Here is a 20,236-nt window from a genome sequence, read left to right on the forward strand (position 1 = left end):
AGCTGAACGATTCAAACCAACAAAAATTAAATGGATTTTAAACGAAGTCCTACAAACACTGTTCTGGGCATGTTGGGTCCGTAAATAAAGTTACTGTCTCGATTTTTTCCGGTGTCGAAATTTTTCTGATAGGAATCGAATATATTCTTCATTCCACCAAATACCTCGATACCTGATTTAATGCTCGGGAAATTAAAGGAATGTCCGGTGCGCAATCCTACATCTGTAAATGATTTCGCCTGAAAATATTCATCAATATTTTGTCCCGTTCCCTCGCCTGCAACGTGCGCAAGCAACATTTTTCCTGTAAAAACGCCATTCGCACTAATATTCCAGTTTTTATTGGGATTGTAAGTGATCGTCGCGTATCCGTAATTATTGGGAGTGCGCAGGAATTCTCTTTTCGGTTCTAATCCCTCAACATTTGAAACTGCGGTTTTAAACTGACTTTTTTGAAAGGTAAAACCGCCGTCTAACTGCACCACATAATCGAAATTTGCACGCGCTTCGATGGTAATTCCCTTCACAACAGCTGCGTCGCCATTTCTCTTTTCGAAAATATCACCGAATTCATCTGTACCTAAAGGAAACTGGAAAAAAGCATCTTTCAATCGGGTGTAGAAACCTTCAACTGTAAATCCGGCGATGAAATGCTCGGTGGCTTTATCATAATTTATAGAACCCGTAAAACTGTTGGATCGTTCTTCTTTTAAATCAGGACCCAAAGTAATTCTGGAAACTCCACCACCTGCAAAAGCAATATGCAGATCAGTGTCAAAAGCTTGTGGCGCGCGAAATCCTGTTCCCCAACCAGCTCTAAACTGGGTGTTTTCCAGACCTTTGTAGAGTAGAGATAATCTTGGGCTAAAAATCGCTTTGTTGAGTAAATTGTGTTTGTCTAATCTAAATCCCGTCAAAAAGTTTAGTATTGGCGTCACGTCCCAGTCGTTTTGAACGTAAGCGCCAAAGTTTTTCGTGGTTTGATCAATCTCATATCTGTAAGTCGGGATCTCATCAAACACAGAATCATAAACATATTCGGCACCGGCAGTTAAGACTGAACTTCCACCTAAAAACTTTTCAAATTTATTATTAAACTGAACTCCCCCCTGATGCGTAATTACGTCGGAAGTTCCATAAGGAGGATTGGCAAAAAAGACAGCCAGTTCATCGGGATCATCCGGATTTATTCCAGTGTAATGTTTACGGTCTGTTTTCTGACCACCATAGAAAAAGCTTAAGGAATTTTTATTATCATTAAATCCAATGGTATAATCGGCGCTTCCCATTAAAATATTATGCGTTCTTTCTTCTGACTGTTTTGCCAGATAAGCCGGTTTATCTACAATTTCTCCTCCAAATCTATACTCATTAATACTGCTTAAACTTAATTCCAGCTTTTGATTTTTGGCCGGTTTAAAGAAAAAATTAGCTCCAAAAGTATTGTCTTTCAATTCCGGCAGTTCAGAGTAATTATCGCCATTTGCATCATATTGTCCTCTATTTCTGTTGTTGACAAATAAACTAACACCCATGTTTCGGTCTTCATTTACAAAAGAGGCATTTCCGGTAATGATATTATCGGTGGTTTTACCTTTGATACTTTGCAGCGTATTGGTTAAACTGTAATTATTTCCATCGGGTATTTTGGTGATCACATTCACGGTGCCACCAATCGCGCTGGAGCCGTAAAGTGCGGAAACTCCACCTCGAACTACTTCTATTCGATCGATCATATTCGTAGGGATCTGTTCCATTCAGTACAATTCCATTAACGGGCTAAAAATTGGACGGCTATTAATAAGGATCTGGGAATACCCACCTTGTAATCCATTAATTCTAAGTTGAGTGTAATTACAGGTCTGGCAATCGGTTTCTACACGTAATCCAGGTTGATATTTTAATCCTTCTGAAAGAGTCGTCGCAACAACCTGATCCAAAGTTTTGCTATTGATCAAATTTACGATCACCGCAGAATTGGTCTTCCTTTTCGGAGTTCTGGTTCCGGTGATAACAACCTGTTCTATAGAAAATAATTCAGAAACTAAATCAAAATTTAAAGTAGTCGTTTGATCTTCGTTGATCGTAAAAGATTGCGTACTTTTTTTATACCCATCTATGGAAATGATCGCCTGATAAGAACCTGTCGGCATGTTTGCAATTAAATAATTGCCTAAAGAATCTGTCGCTTTTGAATATGCTGTTTTCTGCACATTTACCACAACATCCGAAAGAATTTGATCTTTGGAACTTACGTTTCCGGTTAAGTTTCCTGTTTGTGCAGAAACTTGCAAAATGCATAAGAGCACTAAAATGAATGTAGATATTTGCTTCATAAAATAATTATAGGAGCAAATATAGAAAAATGTTTTGTTACTAAAACTATAAATGTTAGATTAGTCTAACCTTTTTAAATAATAAATCAATATCGCAGTAAATTAAATCTTTTTTTCATGTCTGAACAGCGCATTATTGGGCAAATTTGGCTGATAGAAGGATGACTTTAAGGTTCATAATACAAATATTAGAGGAAATCAAAAGCACAAAAAAATCACCTTCTGTTAAAAAGGTGATTTAATTTTACAAAAAATTTCTGTTTTATTCTTTCTCAATATTGGCTACCGCAAACTCTCTGTTCATTCTTGCGATCACTTCTAACGTAATTCCTTTCGGACATTCAACCTCACACGCTCCGGTATTAGAACAGTTTCCAAATCCTTCTTCGTCCATAGCTTTTACCATGTTTAGAACTCTTCGTTTGGCTTCTACTTTACCTTGAGGCAGTAATGCGTATTGGGAAACTTTAGCTCCCACAAATAACATGGCAGAACCATTTTTACAGGTCGCAACACAAGCTCCACATGCGATACAAGCTGCGGCATCCATGGCTTTATCAGCATCTTCTTTCGGAACCAGAATTGAATTGGCGTCTGTTGTATGTCCAGAAGTGTTTACCGAAATAAATCCACCTGCAGCCATTACTCTGTCAAAAGAACTTCTGTCAACCACTAAATCTTTAATTACCGGAAAAGCAGCGCTTCTCCAAGGTTCGATAAGAATGGTTTCGCCATCTTTAAACATTCTCATGTGCAACTGGCAAGTCGTGATTCCGGTATCTGGTCCGTGTGGTCTTCCGTTGATATATAGGGAACAACTTCCGCAAATTCCTTCGCGACAGTCGTGGTCGAATGCAATCGATTCCTTGCCTTCATTAATCAGCTGCTCATTAAGCATGTCTAACATTTCGAGAAATGAAGAAGCTGTAGAAACATCTGATATTTTGTAGGTCTCGAACTGACCTTTCGTCTTATTGCTTTTCTGTCTCCAAATTTTTAGAGTCAGGTTTAATCCTTTTTGTGTACTCATTTTCTTATTTACTTTATTGGAGATTATTGTTTAACGGGTTTGTCGGCGTTTTCGAATTTCCAACTTGGATCCAAAACTTTAATTTTCTTAGAACTGCTGGCTTTTAAATCCTTATATTTTTCCAAACCTTTTTGAATATTTTCAGTTTTATCAACATCAGTCGCTACATAGTCTTGCTTTTTAGCACCTTTAACAACTTGAAAGAAAGTTCTCTTATCTCTAAATTCATTTGGATTTAATGGCAAAAAACCTACGCTCGCAATAAATGCGCCCATTTGTCCTTCGGCATTCAGAACGTAAACCGCATTTGGTTCCAAATTAGCCTCAATATAATCTCTGTTTTCAGAAGCTGCCCAAAAGATATGTTCTCCAGGCTCACATTCATAGACCAGATATTTAAATCCGGAAAGCGCTCCTAAAAATTTATCATTATCATAAATTCTAAAATTCAATAATGGACCGGCTCCTGTTCGAAGAAAATAAACCAAAGACTTACCTTCTGACGGTTTTGCAATTTCTTGAGTGGTAATTTTCTGCGATGAAACAGAAATTATCCCAAAGAAAAAGGCAAGAAGAAATATTATTTTTTTTAAATTTTTCATATTCTGTTATTTGTAACTTCTTGTTTTAACTTCGATGTTCTCATAGATCAAATCCTCCTTGTGTAAAACTTCCTGCTTAATGTCTGGACCTTTATATTCCCAGGACGAAACAAATTTGTAATGTTCATCATCTCTCTCAGCTTCACCTTCCGGCGTTGCGTGATCCCAGCGGAAATGTCCGCCACAAGATTCTTCTCTATTTAAAGCATCAATCGCCATTAACTGTCCTAATTCTAAAAAGTCTGCAACCCTAAAAGCTTTTTCCAGTTCTGGATTCATGCTTTGCGCGTCACCGATTACTTTTACATTTTGCCAGAAATCGTTTTTAACCGCTTCAATTTCCTGAATCGCTTCTCTTAGACCTTCCGGCGTTCTGCCCATTCCAACTTTGTTCCACATAATGTGTCCCAATTGTTTGTGGAAATGATCTACAGAATGGGTTCCTTTATTCGTCAAAAAGAATTCAACTTTTTCCTGAACTCCTTTTTCAGCAACGTCAAAATCAGGAGTGTTCGTTGGAATCGCGCCTGTTCTGATATCTGATGAAAGATAATCTGCAATCGTGTAAGGAAGCACGAAATAACCATCTGCCAAACCTTGCATCAGAGCCGAAGCTCCTAATCTGTTCGCTCCATGGTCGGAAAAATTCGCTTCACCAATTACAAAACATCCCGGAATGGTAGACTGTAAATTATAATCTACCCAAACGCCGCCCATAGTGTAATGAACCGCGGGATAAATCTTCATTGGAGTTACATATGGGTTTTCGCCTGTAATTTTTTCATACATTACAAAAAGGTTTCCATATTTTTCCTCGATCCAGGCTTTCCCTAAATCACTGATCTGCTGATCTGTAGGATTATGAATATTTTGCTCAAGAGCGGCTTCTTTTCCTTTTTTAATGATCTCTGTAGAGAAATCTAAGAAAACACCTTCTTTCGTTTCGTTATTTTCGATTCCGTAACCTGCGTCACATCTTTCTTTTGCAGCTCTGGATGCAACATCACGTGGAACAAGATTCCCAAAAGCTGGATATCTTCTTTCCAAATAGTAATCGCGGTTTTCCGGGAGAATGCTTTCCGGTCTTAATTTACCTTCGCGAACGGCTACTGCATCTTCAATATTTTTAGGAACCCAGATTCTGCCTGAATTTCTTAATGATTCCGACATCAAAGTCAGTTTCGACTGTTGCGTTCCATGAACAGGAATACAAGTTGGGTGAATTTGTACATAACAAGGATTTGCGAAATACGCTCCTTTCTTATGAATTTTCCAGGCTGCAGAAACGTTAGATCCCATTGCGTTTGTAGAAAGGAAATAAACATTTCCGTATCCACCGGAAGCAATTACAACTGCGTGTGCAGAATGTCTTTCGATTTCACCTGTTACTAAGTTTCTTGCAATAATTCCTCTTGCTTTACCATCAACGATCACCAGATCCAGCATTTCGTGACGGTTGTACATTTTGATCCTGCCTTTTCCGATTTGCCGGCTCATTGCAGAATAAGCTCCTAAAAGAAGCTGCTGTCCGGTTTGACCTTTTGCATAAAAAGTTCTTTTAACCTGAACACCACCGAATGAACGGTTATCTAATTGTCCGCCGTAATCCCTTCCAAAAGGAACACCTTGCGACACACACTGGTCAATAATATTGGTAGAGACTTCTGCAAGTCTGTAAACATTGGCTTCACGGGAACGGTAGTCACCACCTTTAATGGTATCGTAAAACAAACGGTACGTTGAATCGCCGTCTCCCTGATAATTTTTTGCAGCGTTAATTCCACCCTGTGCAGCAATTGAATGCGCTCGTCTTGGAGAATCCTGAAAACAAAATGCTTTCACATTATATCCCTGTTCTGCTAAAGTCGCAGCAGCAGAGCCACCGGCTAAGCCAGTTCCGACTACAATTATATCAATCTTATCACGATTATTAGGCGCAACAAGATTCATGTGATTTTTATGATTGGTCCATTTATCCGCTACAGGTCCGGATGGAATTTTTGAATCTAATTTGTTCATAATACTGTGATTATCGATTTAGAAAGTGAAATAATGCAATAACAATAAAACCAGCAGGAACCAGTATAGAAAACCACGTTCCGAATGCTTTTAAAAATGGAGTATATTTTGGATGTCTTGCACCAACTGATTGAAACGATGATTGAAAACCATGCGCCAGGTGTAAACCTAACAACACAAAAGCAACAATGTAAATTCCTACTCTGATCGGATTTTCAAATTTATCGTGTAGATCCGTGTAGAATCTGCTTTTTTCCACAGGAAGTCCTTCTATATATTTATAGTTCATCTCGTGGTACCAAAAGTCAAACATGTGTAAACCGAGGAAAGCCAAAATCACTAAACCGGTAACCAACATGTTTCGCGACATCCAGCTGGAATTTACAGAACGATTGTTCATGCCGTATTTAATTGGTCGTGCGTTGTTATTTTTGATCTCTAAAACAAGACCCATCACAAAGTGAAAAACAACACCCGCCACCAAAATTGGCTGCATTATAAATTGTACCAAAGGGTTGTATCCCATGAAATTGGAAGCGTTGTTATAAACTTCCGGACCGAAAAGTGATAGCAGGTTCACAACGAGATGTAATACCAAAAAAGATATTAAAAACATCGCCGAAAGTGCCATCGCATATTTTCTACCGATCGAAGAACTGGTTAAACTTGACATAATTAATATTTAATTTTGAATTTTCACAAAGTTAAAAAAATGTTAAGCTACTTCGGGGTGAGAAAAGTCAGAATTTTTTAGTTTGTAATACTTCTAAATAACAAGCAGTTGAATACGTAAACTTGTATTTATGATTTTGGAATTTTTTGTAAAGTGGTAGGAAGTTTAAGTGCATCACTATTTCAATTGATAGCTTTTTCCGTTGATGTCTATCTGGTTTACAGATGTCGGTACCGTTGAGATTGAGAAATTTTTTGTTCTTCTGGAAGTAAGATAAGGCTCTATCACATATTTTTGAACTTTCGCTGAATCCACATTTTCATTCATTATAAACTGAACCTCCTTGTTATTTTTCACTGAAACAATCTTTTGTTTAAAATAACGGTGTTCTAAAACCTCATCGATCTGACCGGCTCTAAAATTCAAAATAAACCGCAAAGCAACGAACGTTAAAATAAAATAAATTAAGCGAAGTCCATTCTTAATATTGAATTTTTTAATGCCAAATCTTAAAACGAACAGAATAATGAAAGCGGTTAACACTTCTAAAATAGTCATTGGGATCATTTTATAAAAAGCAAAATCCAATTCTGCAAAAAAGTGAATTACTTTTAAAGTATGAATTACACAGAAATCATAAATCACATTTAACCAGGGAAACTGCAGAGAAAAAGCAATTAAAAAAGTCATCAACAAAGAGAAAATAATTAAAAACTCAGAGAAGGGAATCACGACCAGATTTGCGATAATAGAAATAAAAGAATACTGATGAAAATAATACACGACCAACGGCAGTGTCGCAATCTGCGCAGAAATACTGATAGACACAATGTTCACTAAAAAATTCTGAAATTTATTTTTAGGCTGCGGCAAATACTTAAGAATGGGTTGATTGAACCAAAAGATCCCGAATACAGCGAGAAAGCTTAACTGAAATCCTACATCAAAAAGCTGATTCGTATCTGTAATTAAAATCGCAAATCCAGCAACCGCCATAGAATGTAGCAAATCGGTTTTTCTTTGCAGTAAAATAAAGGTGTAATAGGCCGTTATCATAATGCAACTTCTAACAACCGAACTTCCGTAATCAATAAAAATGGCAAAAGTCCAGATCAATAATAGCGAGATGACAATTTTATAATTTTTCAGTTTTGGCGGGAAAACAGGATTTAAGATTAATAAAATAAGCCAGAAAATAATTGCCATGTGCGAACCAGAAATCGCTAAAATATGTACCAAACCGGATTTGCTGAAATCCTGAACAACATCCTTGTCCATTTCGGTTCGGTCTGCCAGAATAATCCCTTTCGTAAATTCACGTGTTTGTTTGGTGAGAGGAGCGTTATCAATTTTCTGCAGCGTTTCTAATATTTTCTGACGAATTATCTCCGCAAACGAAAGATCATTTCTTTTTCCGGTTTGAAAACTGTCTGGTAAATAACTCTGAAAAAATATATCTTTTCGGGCTAAATATTTTCCGTAATCGAATTGAAAATCGCTGTAAGGTTTTTCAATTTTGTTGATGTAAACTTCTGCTTTATAATAGTGGATAAAATCCAGCTCCTTTTCGGATCTTGGAAATGACAAAACGCTTTTGAAGGGTTCATTTCCTTTCCACGCATCTATTTCGTAGCGCCGGTTTTTCTCATTGGAATTAAGTTTTTTAGTGATTTTGAAAACAATATTTTCTTTGCTTTCAAGTTCCGGGAGTTTCGGTTTTTGCGAATTCAGATGATGTGCAAAAATCCCCATGGAAAAAAATAAAAGGAATAACGAAACTGCACGTAAACGATAAAGATAAAAGTTTTTAAAAAGAAAAATGATCAGTGACAAAAAACTGATTATCAATAAAATATAAATATCTGTGACTTTCAAAACAAGAAAATCCTGAAAGAATATCCCAAGAACAAAACAGATGCAGAAAATGAGTAGAGGTTGTTTATGCAATGGCGTTTTGGTGTAAATTTATCAACTTCCACGCAAAAAATCACCCGTAAAATCACCCTTTCATAATAATATCCGCAGCGTGATCGCTTGCTCCTTTTCCTCCTAATTTTTCACGAAGAAGTTCAAATTCCATCAACATTTTTTCTCTGGATTCCCCTTCCAAAATATGCTTCAATTCTTTCACTAAGCTTTTGGTATTTAAATCATTTTGAATCAATTCCGTAACCACTTCCCGATCCATAATTAAGTTGACCAAGGAAATATATTTGATATTTTTTACAACTCTTTTTCCTATTTCATAAGAAATTCTGCTACTTCTGTAACAAACGACTTCGGGAATATTGAGTAAGGCTGTTTCCAATGTTGCTGTTCCGGATGTCACTAAAGCGGCTTTTGAACATCGCAGTAAATCATAAGTCTTATTGGATACAAAATGCACGTTTTCATCAACATATTTCTGATAAAATTCTTTCGGTAAACTTGGCGCACCGGCAATAACAAACTGATATCCTTTAAAATATTGACGTACAGATAGCATCAACTCTAACATCTTGGTAACTTCCTGTTCCCGTGAGCCAGGCAAAAGCGCAATAATTTCCTTTTCGTTAAGATTATTTTCTGACTTAAATTTTTTGATATCAATCTCCTTTAAATCTGAAATCGCATCGAGTAAGGGATGTCCGACAAAATGCGCATCGACCTCATGTTTTTTGTAAAAGTCTTTTTCAAATGGAAGAATGACGAGCATTTCATCCACAAATTTTCTGATCTTTTCTACACGACCTTCCTTCCACGCCCATAATTGCGGAGAAATATAATAGATAATTTTAATTCCTAAACTCTTCGCAAATTCTGCAATTCTTAAATTGAAGCCGGGGTAATCGACCAAGATCAAAACGTCGGGTTTGTATTCCTGAATATCCTGTTTACAAAATTTAATATTTTTTAAAATCGTTGTAAGATTTTTAGCCACCTCCAGAAAACCCATAAAAGCTAGATCACGATAATGTTTTACGGGTTGAAATCCGGCGACTTCTGTCATTAAATCCCCGCCCCAGAACCGAAATTCTACGGTAGAATCTTTTTTCAAAATCGACTTCATTAAGTTGGAGGCATGCAAATCTCCAGAGGCCTCTCCTGCGATAATATAGTATTTCAATTGATTTTTTAGATTTTAGGATTTAGATTTTAGATCTCTCAACCTTCAAAATAAACCGATTAATTACCTTAATTTTGTGTAAATATAAAGATAAAAATGTCTGAAGATTTAGAAATAAAAAATAAAATAGCAGAGAGTGGATTGGTCAATTTCGATCTCTCAACCCTTCTGCCCAAAGGAAAACGAATAGGAATTGACTTAAAAGATTTTCTTTTCCAAGAGCTGATTTTGAAGGAAAAAGATTTCCGGGAAAAGGTTTCAGCCCTGAATGCAGAAGATTTCGCAGATTCCTACATTTACATTTACAATTCCGCTGACGCTATTGTTCCTTTGTGGGCCTACTTTCTTCTCACCGCGAAACTGACCGAATCTGCGAAGAAAATCGTTTACGGAAATCGCGAAGATCTGGAAGTTCTTTTAATGCACAACGCCGTCCAAAATTATGATTATACAGAAATGATGGGCAAGAGAGTTTTAGTAAAAGGCTGCACCGATGAATCTATACCGGAAAACGCCTACATTGAACTGGTAGAACAGTTAAAACCACTTGTAAAATCTTTGATGTTTGGAGAAGCATGTTCCAATGTTCCGATTTTTAAAAATTAATAAGCAGCTGTAGTTTTACTTCCTTAACACTATTTTATTAAATCCATTAAAAAAATAGGAACAGGTTTTGTTAGCTTTGATATCCTAACCAAATAAAATAATACAAACGATGAGTTTAATTGATTTAATTACAGGAAACGCAGGAAACGAAGTAGCAACCCAGGCAGAAAATAAATTCGGTATCAGCAAAAATCAGATTATTGCACTTTTGGCAGTGGCAGCGCCCTTGGTTATTTCTTATCTGAGAAAAAAATCGCAAGACGACCCTCAAGAAGCAGAAGCTTTAAATACAGCTTTAGATAAAGATCACGACGGAAGTATCTTAAACGATCCTTCTCAAGTAGAATCCCGCCAACAGGAAGGAGGCTCTATTTTAGATCACGTTTTTGGTGCTCAGAAATCAACGGTTGAAAACCAACTTTCCCAGAATACTGGAATTTCCATGGATAAGATCGGTCCTATTTTAGCCATGTTGGCGCCCATCATCATGGGTTATATTGGCAAGCAAAAACAATCAAACGGAGTTACAACCGGTGGCGGTTTAGGAGATCTGTTGGGAGGAATTTTGGGCGGTGCTCAAAGTCAGGCTCAGGCAGAACCTTCAAATCCACTTAACGATATTCTGGGAAGCGTTCTTGGTGGCGGATCACAGGCAAACTCTTCAGGGAATCCTTTAAATGATATTTTGGGCAGTGTCCTCGGCGGCGGCGGTCAACAGCAACAACAAGGCGGACTGGGCGGGCTCTTAGGCAGCATATTAGGAGGCGGAAGATAATTCAGATCACAAAAAATCCCTTTCAAATCGAAAGGGATTTTAAATATTGTTAAGCAAGTTGACCGTTGATTATTCTTCGGTTTTTTTGGCTTTAGTTTCTTTTGGTTCATCTTCTTTTGTTTCCTCCGCTTTTTCAGCTTTCGGTTTCGTTTCTTTTGGTTCCTCAGCTTTTGCCGCTTTTGGTTTTACCTCTTTGGTCTCTTCACCTTTATCGGCTTTCGGTTTGTCTGCTGCCTTCGCTTTTGTTTCTTTCGGCCCTTCAGCATTTTCTGACTTATCTACGGGGTAACCCACTTCTTTTCTTACTTTAGTTTTGGGTGCTTTTTTCTCATCCTCATCCAATACATTGACCGGAATATTTTTTACTGAGCTCGATTTTCTAGGCCTTTTATTACCGTAGCTTCCAGCGTTAATTTTTCCGCGTTTTGATTTTTGATCTCCTTTTCCCATAATTACATTATTTTTTTGAGGTTGATTTAATTCAAAGTTAAGTAAAAAAGAAGCATTTCAAATCTTAAAAATTCATAAAGTTTTGGGCGTGACCCTTCCCAGCGCTTATGTTGAAACTGGAATATTTGCCGCCGCCTGGGTCGGGCTTTTCATTCCAATTCCTCATTCCGTCTCGTCTTTGGAGACGAAACTGCATTCCGGGATTTCCATTGCAATCCCTCACGCAGATTGCGCATAATATTCGGCAATTGCTATAATTTAAAAAAAACTCTTTAATAGAGAAAAAAAGGACAAAAAAAATTGTCCTGTTGAGCGATTGCTTCATTCGAGTTCCTTCAAAAAAAAGAAATTCAACATCAAATAAAGTATTTCCCACGCTTCTGTCAATCATCCAAAAATCTTATCTTTGCACCTGAAATTTTAGCTAAGATCTAAACATTTCAACCCTAACTTAAAATATCTAAGAACTATGTTTCGGACGCACACTAACGGAGAATTATCCCTGAAAAATCTAGACGAAAACGTAACCCTTTCCGGCTGGGTTCAAACCATTCGTGATAAAGGATTTATGATTTGGATCGATTTGCGCGACCGATATGGAATTACGCAGTTGGTTTTCGACACAGACCGTTCCTCCGCAGAACTATTAGAAAACGCTCACAAACTCGGACGGGAATTCGTGATCCAAGTTGAAGGAAAAGTGATCGAAAGAGTGAGTAAAAATCCGAAGATCCCAACGGGAGAAATTGAGATTTTAGTAGAAAAACTAACGATTTTAAACCAATCCGAAGTTCCACCATTCACCATCGAAGACGAAACTGATGGAGGCGAAGAACTTCGTATGAAATACAGATATTTAGATATCCGAAGAAATCCGGTTAAAGACAAATTAATTTTCCGTCATAAAATGGCGCAGAAAGTCCGTAATTATCTTTCCGAAAAAGATTTTATCGAAGTAGAAACTCCCGTTCTCATCAAGTCAACTCCGGAAGGAGCGCGTGATTTCGTGGTTCCAAGCCGTATGAATCCTGGACAGTTTTATGCGTTGCCACAATCGCCGCAAACTTTCAAACAATTATTGATGATTGGTGGAATGGACCGTTATTTCCAGATTGTAAAATGTTTCCGTGATGAAGATTTAAGAGCCGACCGTCAACCGGAATTTACGCAGATCGATTGCGAAATGGCATTTGTAGAACAGGAAGATGTTTTAGAAATTTTCGAAGGAATGACCGCAACTTTATTGAAAGATATTGCTGGAAAAGAATTCGGTAAATTCCCCAGAATGACTTTCGCCGACGCGATGCAAAAATACGGAAACGATAAACCGGACATCAGATTTGGGATGGAATTCGTGGAAGTAAACGAATTGGTAAAAGGAAAAGATTTTAAAATATTCGATGACGCAGAATTGGTAGTCGGAATCAATGTTGAGGGTTGCGCAGAATATACCAGAAAACAAATCGACGAATTAATTGATTGGGTAAAACGTCCACAGGTTGGCGCAAACGGAATGATTTGGATTAAATTCCAGAATGATGGTGTTGTTACTTCTTCTGTAAATAAATTTTACAACGAAGAAGATTTAAAAAAAATTACAGAGAAATTCGGCGCAAAAGCAGGAGATTTAATTTTCCTAATGTCTGGAAACGAAAATAAAGTAAGAACCCAACTTTCTGCCTTGAGAATGGAATTGGGGAACAGATTAGGATTAAGAAATCCAAAAGAATTCGCACCACTTTGGGTCGTAGATTTTCCATTGTTAGAATGGGATGAAGAAACAAATCGTTATCACGCAATGCACCATCCGTTTACTGCACCAAAACCAGAAGACGTTCATCTATTAGAAACCGATCCCGGAAAAGCCAGAGCAAATGCGTATGATTTAATTCTGAATGGAAATGAAATTGGTGGTGGTTCAGTAAGAATTTTCGATAAAGATCTGCAGGCGAAAATGTTTAATCTTTTAGGGTTTACGAAAGAAGATGCAGAAGCGCAATTTGGATTTTTAATGAATGCTTTCCAATATGGAGCACCGCCTCACGCAGGTTTGGCCTTAGGTTTCGACCGATTGGTTGCAATTCTTGATGGTAATGAAGTGATAAGAGATTATATCGCTTTCCCAAAAAATAATTCTGGAAGAGATGTCATGATCGATGCGCCAAGTTCAATCGCTGATGAGCAATTGGATGAGTTGGAATTGAAATTAAATTTAAAAGCATAAAGACTTCTATTTAAATTTCACGATCACATAAAAAGCCTCATTGTTATCAAAAACGGTGAGGCTTTTTTTAGTTAATTCAAATATAAGGGTCGTCTTTAATTGACTAATTTTACGCTTACACAAATTTTGAACAATGGAAAGATCCACAGAAATACTTCAACAATATTTTGGTTACGATAGTTTCAGATTGAACCAAGCGAGTGCAGTTGAAAATGTAATTGCAAAAAAAGACACGTTTGTCTTGATGCCAACAGGCGGTGGAAAATCTTTGTGCTATCAAGTTCCAGCATTGGTTTTGGACGGAACGGCAATTGTAATTTCCCCATTGATTGCATTAATGAAAGATCAAGTGGATGCTTTACGTGTTAATGGAATTTCTGCGGCTTTCCTTAATTCTTCGATGAATCCTTTGGAGCAAAATGAAACTTTTCATCAATTAAAAGAAGAGAAACTCAAACTTTTATATGTTGCGCCAGAAAAATTGAGCGCAGACAATGGTTCGTTTTTAAACTTGCTGAAAGACATCAATATTTCTTTATTTGCAGTAGATGAAGCGCATTGTGTCTCGCATTGGGGACATGATTTTCGGCCGGATTATTTATTTTTAAATAGCTTAAAAGAACAATTTCCCCAAACTCCAATTATTGCTTTAACTGCAAGTGCGGATGAAATTACGAGGAAAGATATTATTAAACAACTCAATCTTCAAGAACCGACTGTTTTAATTTCATCTTTTGACAGAGCCAATATTAAATATTTTGTGCAGCCGAAACAATCTGTTCTCAATCATATTGTTCAATATCTCAATGAGCATCCAAATGATTCAGGAATTATCTACTGTTTGTCAAGAAAAGGAACTGAAGATTTGGCGAATAATTTAAAAGAAAACGGAGTAAACGCTGCGTTTTATCACGCAGGAATTTCTTCCACAGAACGAGCGCAGGTTCAAGATGATTTCATCAAAGATAAAATCAGAGTAATGGTTGCTACCATTGCGTTTGGAATGGGGATCGACAAGAGCAACGTCCGATTTGTGATGCATGCAGATCTTCCGAAAAATATAGAAAGTTATTACCAGGAAACAGGAAGAGCCGGCAGAGATGGATTGCCAAGTGAAGCGATTCTATTTTACTCCAACGCCGATGTGATGAAATTGAAAAAATTTGCAATGGTCGAAGGCAACGAGGAACAATCATCCTTGATGCTGCGAAAATTGCAACAAATGACAGACTTTGCCGAAATGCAAAAATGCAGACGACAATATCTGATGGAATATTTTGGAGAATCACATCCTGGAAATTGTAATTCTTGTGATTATTGTCTCAGTGATTTTGAAAACTGGGACGCCACTGTAGATGCTCAGAAATTATTGAGCGCCGTTTATCGATTAAAAGAACGTTATGGAAAAAATTTAGTTATCGATTTTCTTCGCGGTTCGAAAAGCGTTAAAATAACTGAATACATGCGCAACTTACCCACTTATGGCATTGGCGCCAATGCTGACAAAACGTACTGGCAAAATCTTATAAAGCAGTTAGTAATTAATGATTTTCTGCGTGAATCGAATGAAGAGTTTTCTGTATTAAAACTAACTGAAACGAGTAAAGAATTATTATTTGGCAATAGAAAAGTAAATCTGCAAAAAGTAAAAGAACAAGCCAAAGCAGTAACGGTAGCAGAAATAGAAACATCTAATTCCTCCGAGTATATAGAAACAAATCTGGAATTATTTGATGAATTGAGAATTTTGAGAAGACAGCAAGCCGAGCAAGAAAACGTACCGCCTTATGTTATTTTTTCTGATGCTAGTTTGATGGAATTGGCGAGTTATCTTCCTAATACAAAAGAAGAACTCGAACAGATAAGTGGTTTCGGAGCCTTTAAAATAGAAAAATACGGTGAACTATTTTTACAGATAATAGTAGATTATTGCAACAAAAATAATTTGAGCAGCAAGATTGCCGAAAAAACACCGAAAATAAAACGCGCACCAAAAAAAACAAATAAGTATGAAGCGGGAACTTATAGGACAACTTTCCAAATGTACAAAGAGGGAAACAGCGTAGAAGAAATCGCAAAAAGTAGAAATTTATCTTCAAATACCATTCAAAATCACCTCGCCAATTTCGTAGGAGTGGGAACAATTAAAGCCAGCGAGTTAATGGACATCAATAAAATAAATCCTATTATTTCTATTGTGAAAACTCAAACTATCCCATCTTTAAAGGCGATAAAGGAGGAACTGGGCGAAGAATATTCGTACTTTGAAATTCATATTGCTGTGGCTTTTTATAAATACCAAGAAAGCGAGAAAAAGATGCTTTAAAGAGGGCAAAAGTTATCTTGCTACGAAAGATGCTGTTTTTGAATATATTATAAATCGTGATCTATAACGACTTACGATCAGAAGCAGAAAACTAATTTTTACGCTTCTTTTATGGCAATTTCGAAACTAAATTTTCTGGTAAAATTTTCAAGATATAATAAATTATTTTCCATTTAAAGTTAGGAACGATTGAAAAGGAATTTCCAGCATTGACAATATATTCTGCGACATAATCTGGTTCCATGAGCAGATTTTTATTGAGCGTTAAACCATTATTAATTTTAGTATTAATGTAACCACTTACTAAAACATTTACGATGATTTTTCTTGAAGATAGTTCCTGTCGAAGTCCGGCTAAATATTGCGTGAACGCAGATTTTGTACTTCCGTAAATGAAATTACTTTTTCTACCACGAACTCCCGAAAGTGAAGACAAACCAATAATTCTTTCTAAATTTTTGTTGGTTTGGTCCATCGCAATAATATTTAGAATAGAAACGGCACCAATGTAATTGACTTCCATCATTTGTTTTGCTGCTGCAAAATCGTGAAGTGCTATCTGATTCTCCACTAAAAAACCTGCGGCGTAAATTATAATATTGGGTTTTGTTGGAAGTTCATCGTAAAATTTTTGATGGGAAGAAAAATCGGCTGCGTCGAAATGTCTAAGTGTAATTTTGGAAGAATCAATATTATTTTCTCGCACAAAACTTTCCAGAGAAGCAAGATTTCGCGAAGAAGCAATAATCGTAAATCCCTTTTCCAGATATTGTAAAATACATTGTTTCGCAACATCAGAATTGGCACCGAGGAAAAGAACTGTTTTGGTAGAATTCGTTTTCATCAATTATTTCGAGCGAAGTCTTTCTTTAATTTTACCAATATTTTCTTTCGCAGAATCTTCTAGAATTAAACTTGCGCTCATCAGAATTCTTTCCGGCATTAAGTGTTCGAAATGTTCTGTTCCTTCCCAGGAAACTTTTTTAATTAAAGTCAAAGCCTCGGAACTTCGACTTGATAATACTTGAAGAAATTTTTCAATTTTAGCATCCATCTCCGGAATATTTTCGGAAACCGACTGATAAATATCGTGTTTTTCACACCATTCTGCACTGCGGAAATCGGCATCGATGGACATTGCAGAATAAGCGGATTTTCCGATTTTTCTTTCCACGAATGGTCCAATTACGAAAGGTCCAATTCCTAAATTTAATTCAGTTAACGCCAAAGCAGAATCCTTCGTTGCAAAACAGTAATCGGCTGCACAGGCAATTCCGACTCCACCTCCAGTTGTTTTTCCCTGAACTCTTACGATCACTAATTTCCCGCAGGATCTCATGGCGTTTAAAACTTTAGCAAAACCTCCGAAGAATATTTTGGATTTTTCCAATTCTTCAATTTCCAATAATTCATCGAAACTAGCTCCGGCGCAAAATGATTTCTCACCTTCGGATTTTAAAAGAATTGCCTTTACTTCTTTTTTTGCACCTTCATTTAAAATTGTTTGAGCGAGTAGTTCTAAAATTTCTCCCGGCAAAGAATTGCTTTTGGGATGTCCAAAAGTGATTTCTGAAATATTATTTTTAATTTCTTGATTGACGAATCCGTTGTTCATTATGCTTTATTTAAGGCGATTATATATTTATCGATGTATAATTGTTTCTCTTTGCTTTTGTATTGTTGAATATATCTGGGATGTTCCAACACCGTTAGTTTATCAAATAAATGTTCCTGACTGTTGATTTTATCAATGAAAGTGGCGTTCTTTTTTCCTAAAATAAAAACTTCCGAAGTATCTAAACCTAAACTGATATGATCTTTTAAACTTTGAATCATAAATGGTTTCACGGCTTCGAAGAGTTTTTTATCGTCGTAATAATTAGCGTTTAATCCACCCCGAATTGTCTTTCGAATGATTGCTAGTGGGAAAGGTGAATTGATATAAAATTCTTTATAAAAAAGTTCCGGTCCACCGAAGTTCATGATGACATCGTATAAATAAACAGAAGAAATTTCATGCGTATGAGCAGATTTCATTTCAATCCCACAAATAGTTTCCAGTCGTTTTGTATCGGTAAATGGAACGCCTGTAACTCCGGCTCCATGGCGACTAGGATTGATTCCGATGATAAATTTTCTTTGGTTGTGATCGTTGTAAAATTTCTGATAAAAATCGGTCATCACCGTTAAAGTTTCGGGATTATCGAAGAAAGGATTGAGCACGTCGAAACCTTCAGGAAGTTCTCCTGAATAATGTAGTTTTTTGTTGAATGCCACTACTTTTTCGCCGATGGTTTTTTTCAAAATATTATTTTTGTTTTAAAATCATACTCATTTAGATGGCGTTCCTACGGAACGCAAATTTCATATTTCCAAATATTGCTACACAGATATTGTTCCTACGGAACAACCTTTATATTTAAAAGTCACTCTTAACTTCCCACTGATTCTGTAGAATCGAATCTATGAAATGCTAAGATAATGTTCCTACCGAACACACTTTATATTTAAAAATCGCTCTTAGCTTCACACTGATTCCGTAGAAATCGTATCTGTGAACTACTCAGATATTGTTCCTATCAAACAAACTATATTTTTAAAAGCAAATTTCTTATTCCAACATATTTCTACACAGATATTGTTCCTACGGAACATTTACACAATCCAAATATTTGTTATTAAAATTATCTGAATCACTTAAATAGCGTGTCTACAGAATGCAAATTTCTTATTCCAACATATTTCTACACAGATATTGTTCCTACGGAACATTTACACAATCCAAATATTTGTTATTAAAATTATCTGAATCACTTAAATAGCGTGTCTACAGAATGCGAATTTCTTTTTTCAATTTATTGCTACACAGATATTATTCCCACGAAACATTTACACAATCCAAATATTTATTATTAAAATTATTTGGATCACTTAAATAGCGTGTCTACAGAATGCGAATTTCTGTTTTCAATTTATTGCTACACAGATATTATTCCCACGAAACATTTACACAATCCAAATATTTATTATTAAAATTATTTGGATCACTTAAATAGCGTGTCTACAGAATGCGAATTTCTGTTTTCAATTTATTGCTACACAGATATTATTCCTATGGAACAAATTTTACGCTTACAACAAATCTCATCTTCGAATTGATTCCGTAGGAATCGTATCTGTGTAGAAAATATAGGATATAATTTCCAAAGCGTTCCGTAGGAACGCCATCTTAAAAACGTTAATACCTTCTTCCAAAAATTTATTCATAAAATTCAAACAAATACTTCTCCTTAAAATCAATTTCAAATTTATTCAATAAATCTAAATATTCCTCTCTGAAATTCCTTTTCTTATGATGGTCTTCCTGATTAAGAATATATTTCGTCACCGCTTCCTTTTGACTTTTCGCATAAGAAAATGCGCCATAACCTTCCTGCCAATAAAATTTACCGACAACTAAATTCTTTTCGTTAATGAAATTTGTCGATTCCGCTTTCACTACCTTCACTAAATCCGAAATACTAATTTTCAAATTTTTATAACTGAAAAAGATATGAATATGATCTGGATTTAAATATATTGCAATGATCTTTTGTTCTTTATTGGTAAATATTCCCGTTATATATTTCTCAATCTCTTCACGGAATTCAGAACGTATTTTGTTCGTTCGCCCTTTTGTGGCAAAAACCAATTGAATATAAATTTGAGTGTAAGTATTCGGCATTTATACAATTTTTAATTAAAATAATCACCTCAATACATCAGCTGTTTCTTCTCTTTTTTATTCCACCCTGCTTGACTTTGATATTTTACAAAGAAAATTTTCAAATCGGCTTGGCTTTCGTAATCGACGAAATAAATCTTTTTATCGGCTTGACTTGGATATTTTACAAAAAACCATTTCCCATCATTTCCGTCGGCTTGGCTTTGATAATCTACTTTATAAACTTTCAAATCTGCCTGACTTTCATATTTCGCTACGAAAACTTTTACATTGGCCTGACTTTGATAATCCACAGAAAAAACCTTCTGCGCAGAAAGTTGCAAAGTAAATAAGAGAACAAAAAACGCAGAAGTCAATATTTTCAT

The 20,236-nt window shown here is 36.1% G+C and carries 18 protein-coding genes and 1 pseudogene; 5 read left to right on the forward strand and 14 right to left on the reverse strand.

Features of this window, described 5'->3' with window-relative positions:
• Window positions 1–26 precede the first annotated feature (26 nt).
• The 8 genes and pseudogenes from ACZ9HT_RS11760 to lpxB form a co-directional block, all read right to left on the reverse strand.
• Window positions 27–1,535: a TonB-dependent receptor plug domain-containing protein gene (locus tag ACZ9HT_RS11760; protein ID WP_476040806.1), complete on the reverse strand. Its 1,509-nt coding sequence runs from the start codon at window positions 1,533–1,535 to the stop codon at window positions 27–29.
• 141 nt (window positions 1,536–1,676) lie between these two features.
• A pseudogene (locus ACZ9HT_RS11765) lies at window positions 1,677–2,336 on the reverse strand (TonB-dependent receptor); the annotation flags it as partial.
• Between the two features lie 262 nt (window positions 2,337–2,598).
• Entirely contained in the window at window positions 2,599–3,366 is a 768-nt protein-coding gene (locus ACZ9HT_RS11770; protein WP_476040684.1) for a succinate dehydrogenase/fumarate reductase iron-sulfur subunit, read from the reverse strand.
• A gap of 23 nt (window positions 3,367–3,389) precedes the next feature.
• A complete protein-coding gene (locus ACZ9HT_RS11775; RefSeq protein ID WP_476040685.1) occupies window positions 3,390–3,968 on the reverse strand; it encodes a hypothetical protein in 579 nt (192 codons plus the stop codon).
• A gap of 6 nt (window positions 3,969–3,974) precedes the next feature.
• On the reverse strand, window positions 3,975–5,987 hold the full coding sequence (locus ACZ9HT_RS11780; RefSeq protein ID WP_476040686.1) for a fumarate reductase/succinate dehydrogenase flavoprotein subunit: 2,013 nt from the start codon (window positions 5,985–5,987) through the stop codon (window positions 3,975–3,977).
• A gap of 10 nt (window positions 5,988–5,997) precedes the next feature.
• A complete protein-coding gene (locus ACZ9HT_RS11785; protein WP_476040687.1) occupies window positions 5,998–6,660 on the reverse strand; it encodes a succinate dehydrogenase cytochrome b subunit in 663 nt (220 codons plus the stop codon).
• 177 nt (window positions 6,661–6,837) lie between these two features.
• A complete protein-coding gene (locus tag ACZ9HT_RS11790; protein WP_476040688.1) occupies window positions 6,838–8,607 on the reverse strand; it encodes a ComEC/Rec2 family competence protein in 1,770 nt (589 codons plus the stop codon).
• Between the two features lie 52 nt (window positions 8,608–8,659).
• Window positions 8,660–9,766 carry a lipid-A-disaccharide synthase gene (gene lpxB / locus ACZ9HT_RS11795; RefSeq protein WP_476040689.1) on the reverse strand — a complete coding sequence of 369 codons (1,107 nt, stop codon included), beginning with the start codon at window positions 9,764–9,766 and terminating at the stop codon, window positions 8,660–8,662.
• A gap of 96 nt (window positions 9,767–9,862) precedes the next feature.
• On the opposite strand from lpxB, the gene ACZ9HT_RS11800 reads away from it, so the two are divergent.
• On the forward strand, window positions 9,863–10,372 hold the full coding sequence (locus ACZ9HT_RS11800; RefSeq protein ID WP_476040690.1) for a DUF2480 family protein: 510 nt from the start codon (window positions 9,863–9,865) through the stop codon (window positions 10,370–10,372).
• A 109-nt stretch (window positions 10,373–10,481) separates the two neighbouring features.
• Window positions 10,482–11,147: a DUF937 domain-containing protein gene (locus tag ACZ9HT_RS11805; RefSeq protein WP_476040691.1), complete on the forward strand. Its 666-nt coding sequence runs from the start codon at window positions 10,482–10,484 to the stop codon at window positions 11,145–11,147.
• A 69-nt stretch (window positions 11,148–11,216) separates the two neighbouring features.
• On the opposite strand, the gene ACZ9HT_RS11810 is transcribed toward ACZ9HT_RS11805, so the two are convergent.
• Window positions 11,217–11,597, reverse strand: coding sequence for a 30S ribosomal protein THX (locus ACZ9HT_RS11810; RefSeq protein WP_476040692.1), 381 nt, complete (start codon window positions 11,595–11,597; stop codon window positions 11,217–11,219).
• Between the two features lie 82 nt (window positions 11,598–11,679).
• Here ACZ9HT_RS11810 and ACZ9HT_RS11815 point away from each other — a divergent pair, with 82 nt between their 5' ends.
• From ACZ9HT_RS11815 to recQ, 3 genes are all read left to right on the forward strand, one after another.
• A complete protein-coding gene (locus ACZ9HT_RS11815; protein ID WP_476040693.1) occupies window positions 11,680–11,835 on the forward strand; it encodes a hypothetical protein in 156 nt (51 codons plus the stop codon).
• A gap of 231 nt (window positions 11,836–12,066) precedes the next feature.
• On the forward strand, window positions 12,067–13,821 hold the full coding sequence (aspS, locus tag ACZ9HT_RS11820; protein WP_476040694.1) for an aspartate--tRNA ligase: 1,755 nt from the start codon (window positions 12,067–12,069) through the stop codon (window positions 13,819–13,821).
• 133 nt (window positions 13,822–13,954) lie between these two features.
• Window positions 13,955–16,147, forward strand: coding sequence for a DNA helicase RecQ (gene recQ, locus ACZ9HT_RS11825; RefSeq protein WP_476040695.1), 2,193 nt, complete (start codon window positions 13,955–13,957; stop codon window positions 16,145–16,147).
• A gap of 109 nt (window positions 16,148–16,256) precedes the next feature.
• Here the strand turns inward: recQ and ACZ9HT_RS11830 are convergent, their stop codons facing one another.
• The 5 genes from ACZ9HT_RS11830 to ACZ9HT_RS11850 all read right to left on the reverse strand — a co-directional run bounded on the left by ACZ9HT_RS11830 (window position 16,257) and on the right by ACZ9HT_RS11850 (window position 20,236).
• Window positions 16,257–16,991, reverse strand: coding sequence for an SDR family NAD(P)-dependent oxidoreductase (locus ACZ9HT_RS11830; protein WP_476040696.1), 735 nt, complete (start codon window positions 16,989–16,991; stop codon window positions 16,257–16,259).
• Between the two features lie 3 nt (window positions 16,992–16,994).
• Complete coding sequence (locus tag ACZ9HT_RS11835; protein ID WP_476040697.1) at window positions 16,995–17,762, reverse strand: enoyl-CoA hydratase/isomerase family protein; 768 nt, start codon at window positions 17,760–17,762, stop codon at window positions 16,995–16,997.
• Complete coding sequence (locus ACZ9HT_RS11840) at window positions 17,762–18,451, reverse strand: SMUG2 DNA glycosylase family protein (RefSeq protein ID WP_476040698.1); 690 nt, start codon at window positions 18,449–18,451, stop codon at window positions 17,762–17,764. The genes ACZ9HT_RS11835 and ACZ9HT_RS11840 overlap by 1 nt, the downstream gene beginning before the upstream one ends.
• A gap of 955 nt (window positions 18,452–19,406) precedes the next feature.
• The gene (tnpA, locus tag ACZ9HT_RS11845; RefSeq protein ID WP_476040699.1) at window positions 19,407–19,871 is read right to left on the reverse strand and encodes an IS200/IS605 family transposase; all 465 of its coding nucleotides are present in this window, start codon (window positions 19,869–19,871) and stop codon (window positions 19,407–19,409) included.
• Between the two features lie 29 nt (window positions 19,872–19,900).
• The gene (locus ACZ9HT_RS11850; RefSeq protein WP_476040700.1) at window positions 19,901–20,236 is read right to left on the reverse strand and encodes a 7(1) septoil knot domain-containing protein; all 336 of its coding nucleotides are present in this window, start codon (window positions 20,234–20,236) and stop codon (window positions 19,901–19,903) included.

The organism is Chryseobacterium sp. UYP7 (assembly GCF_056279225.1).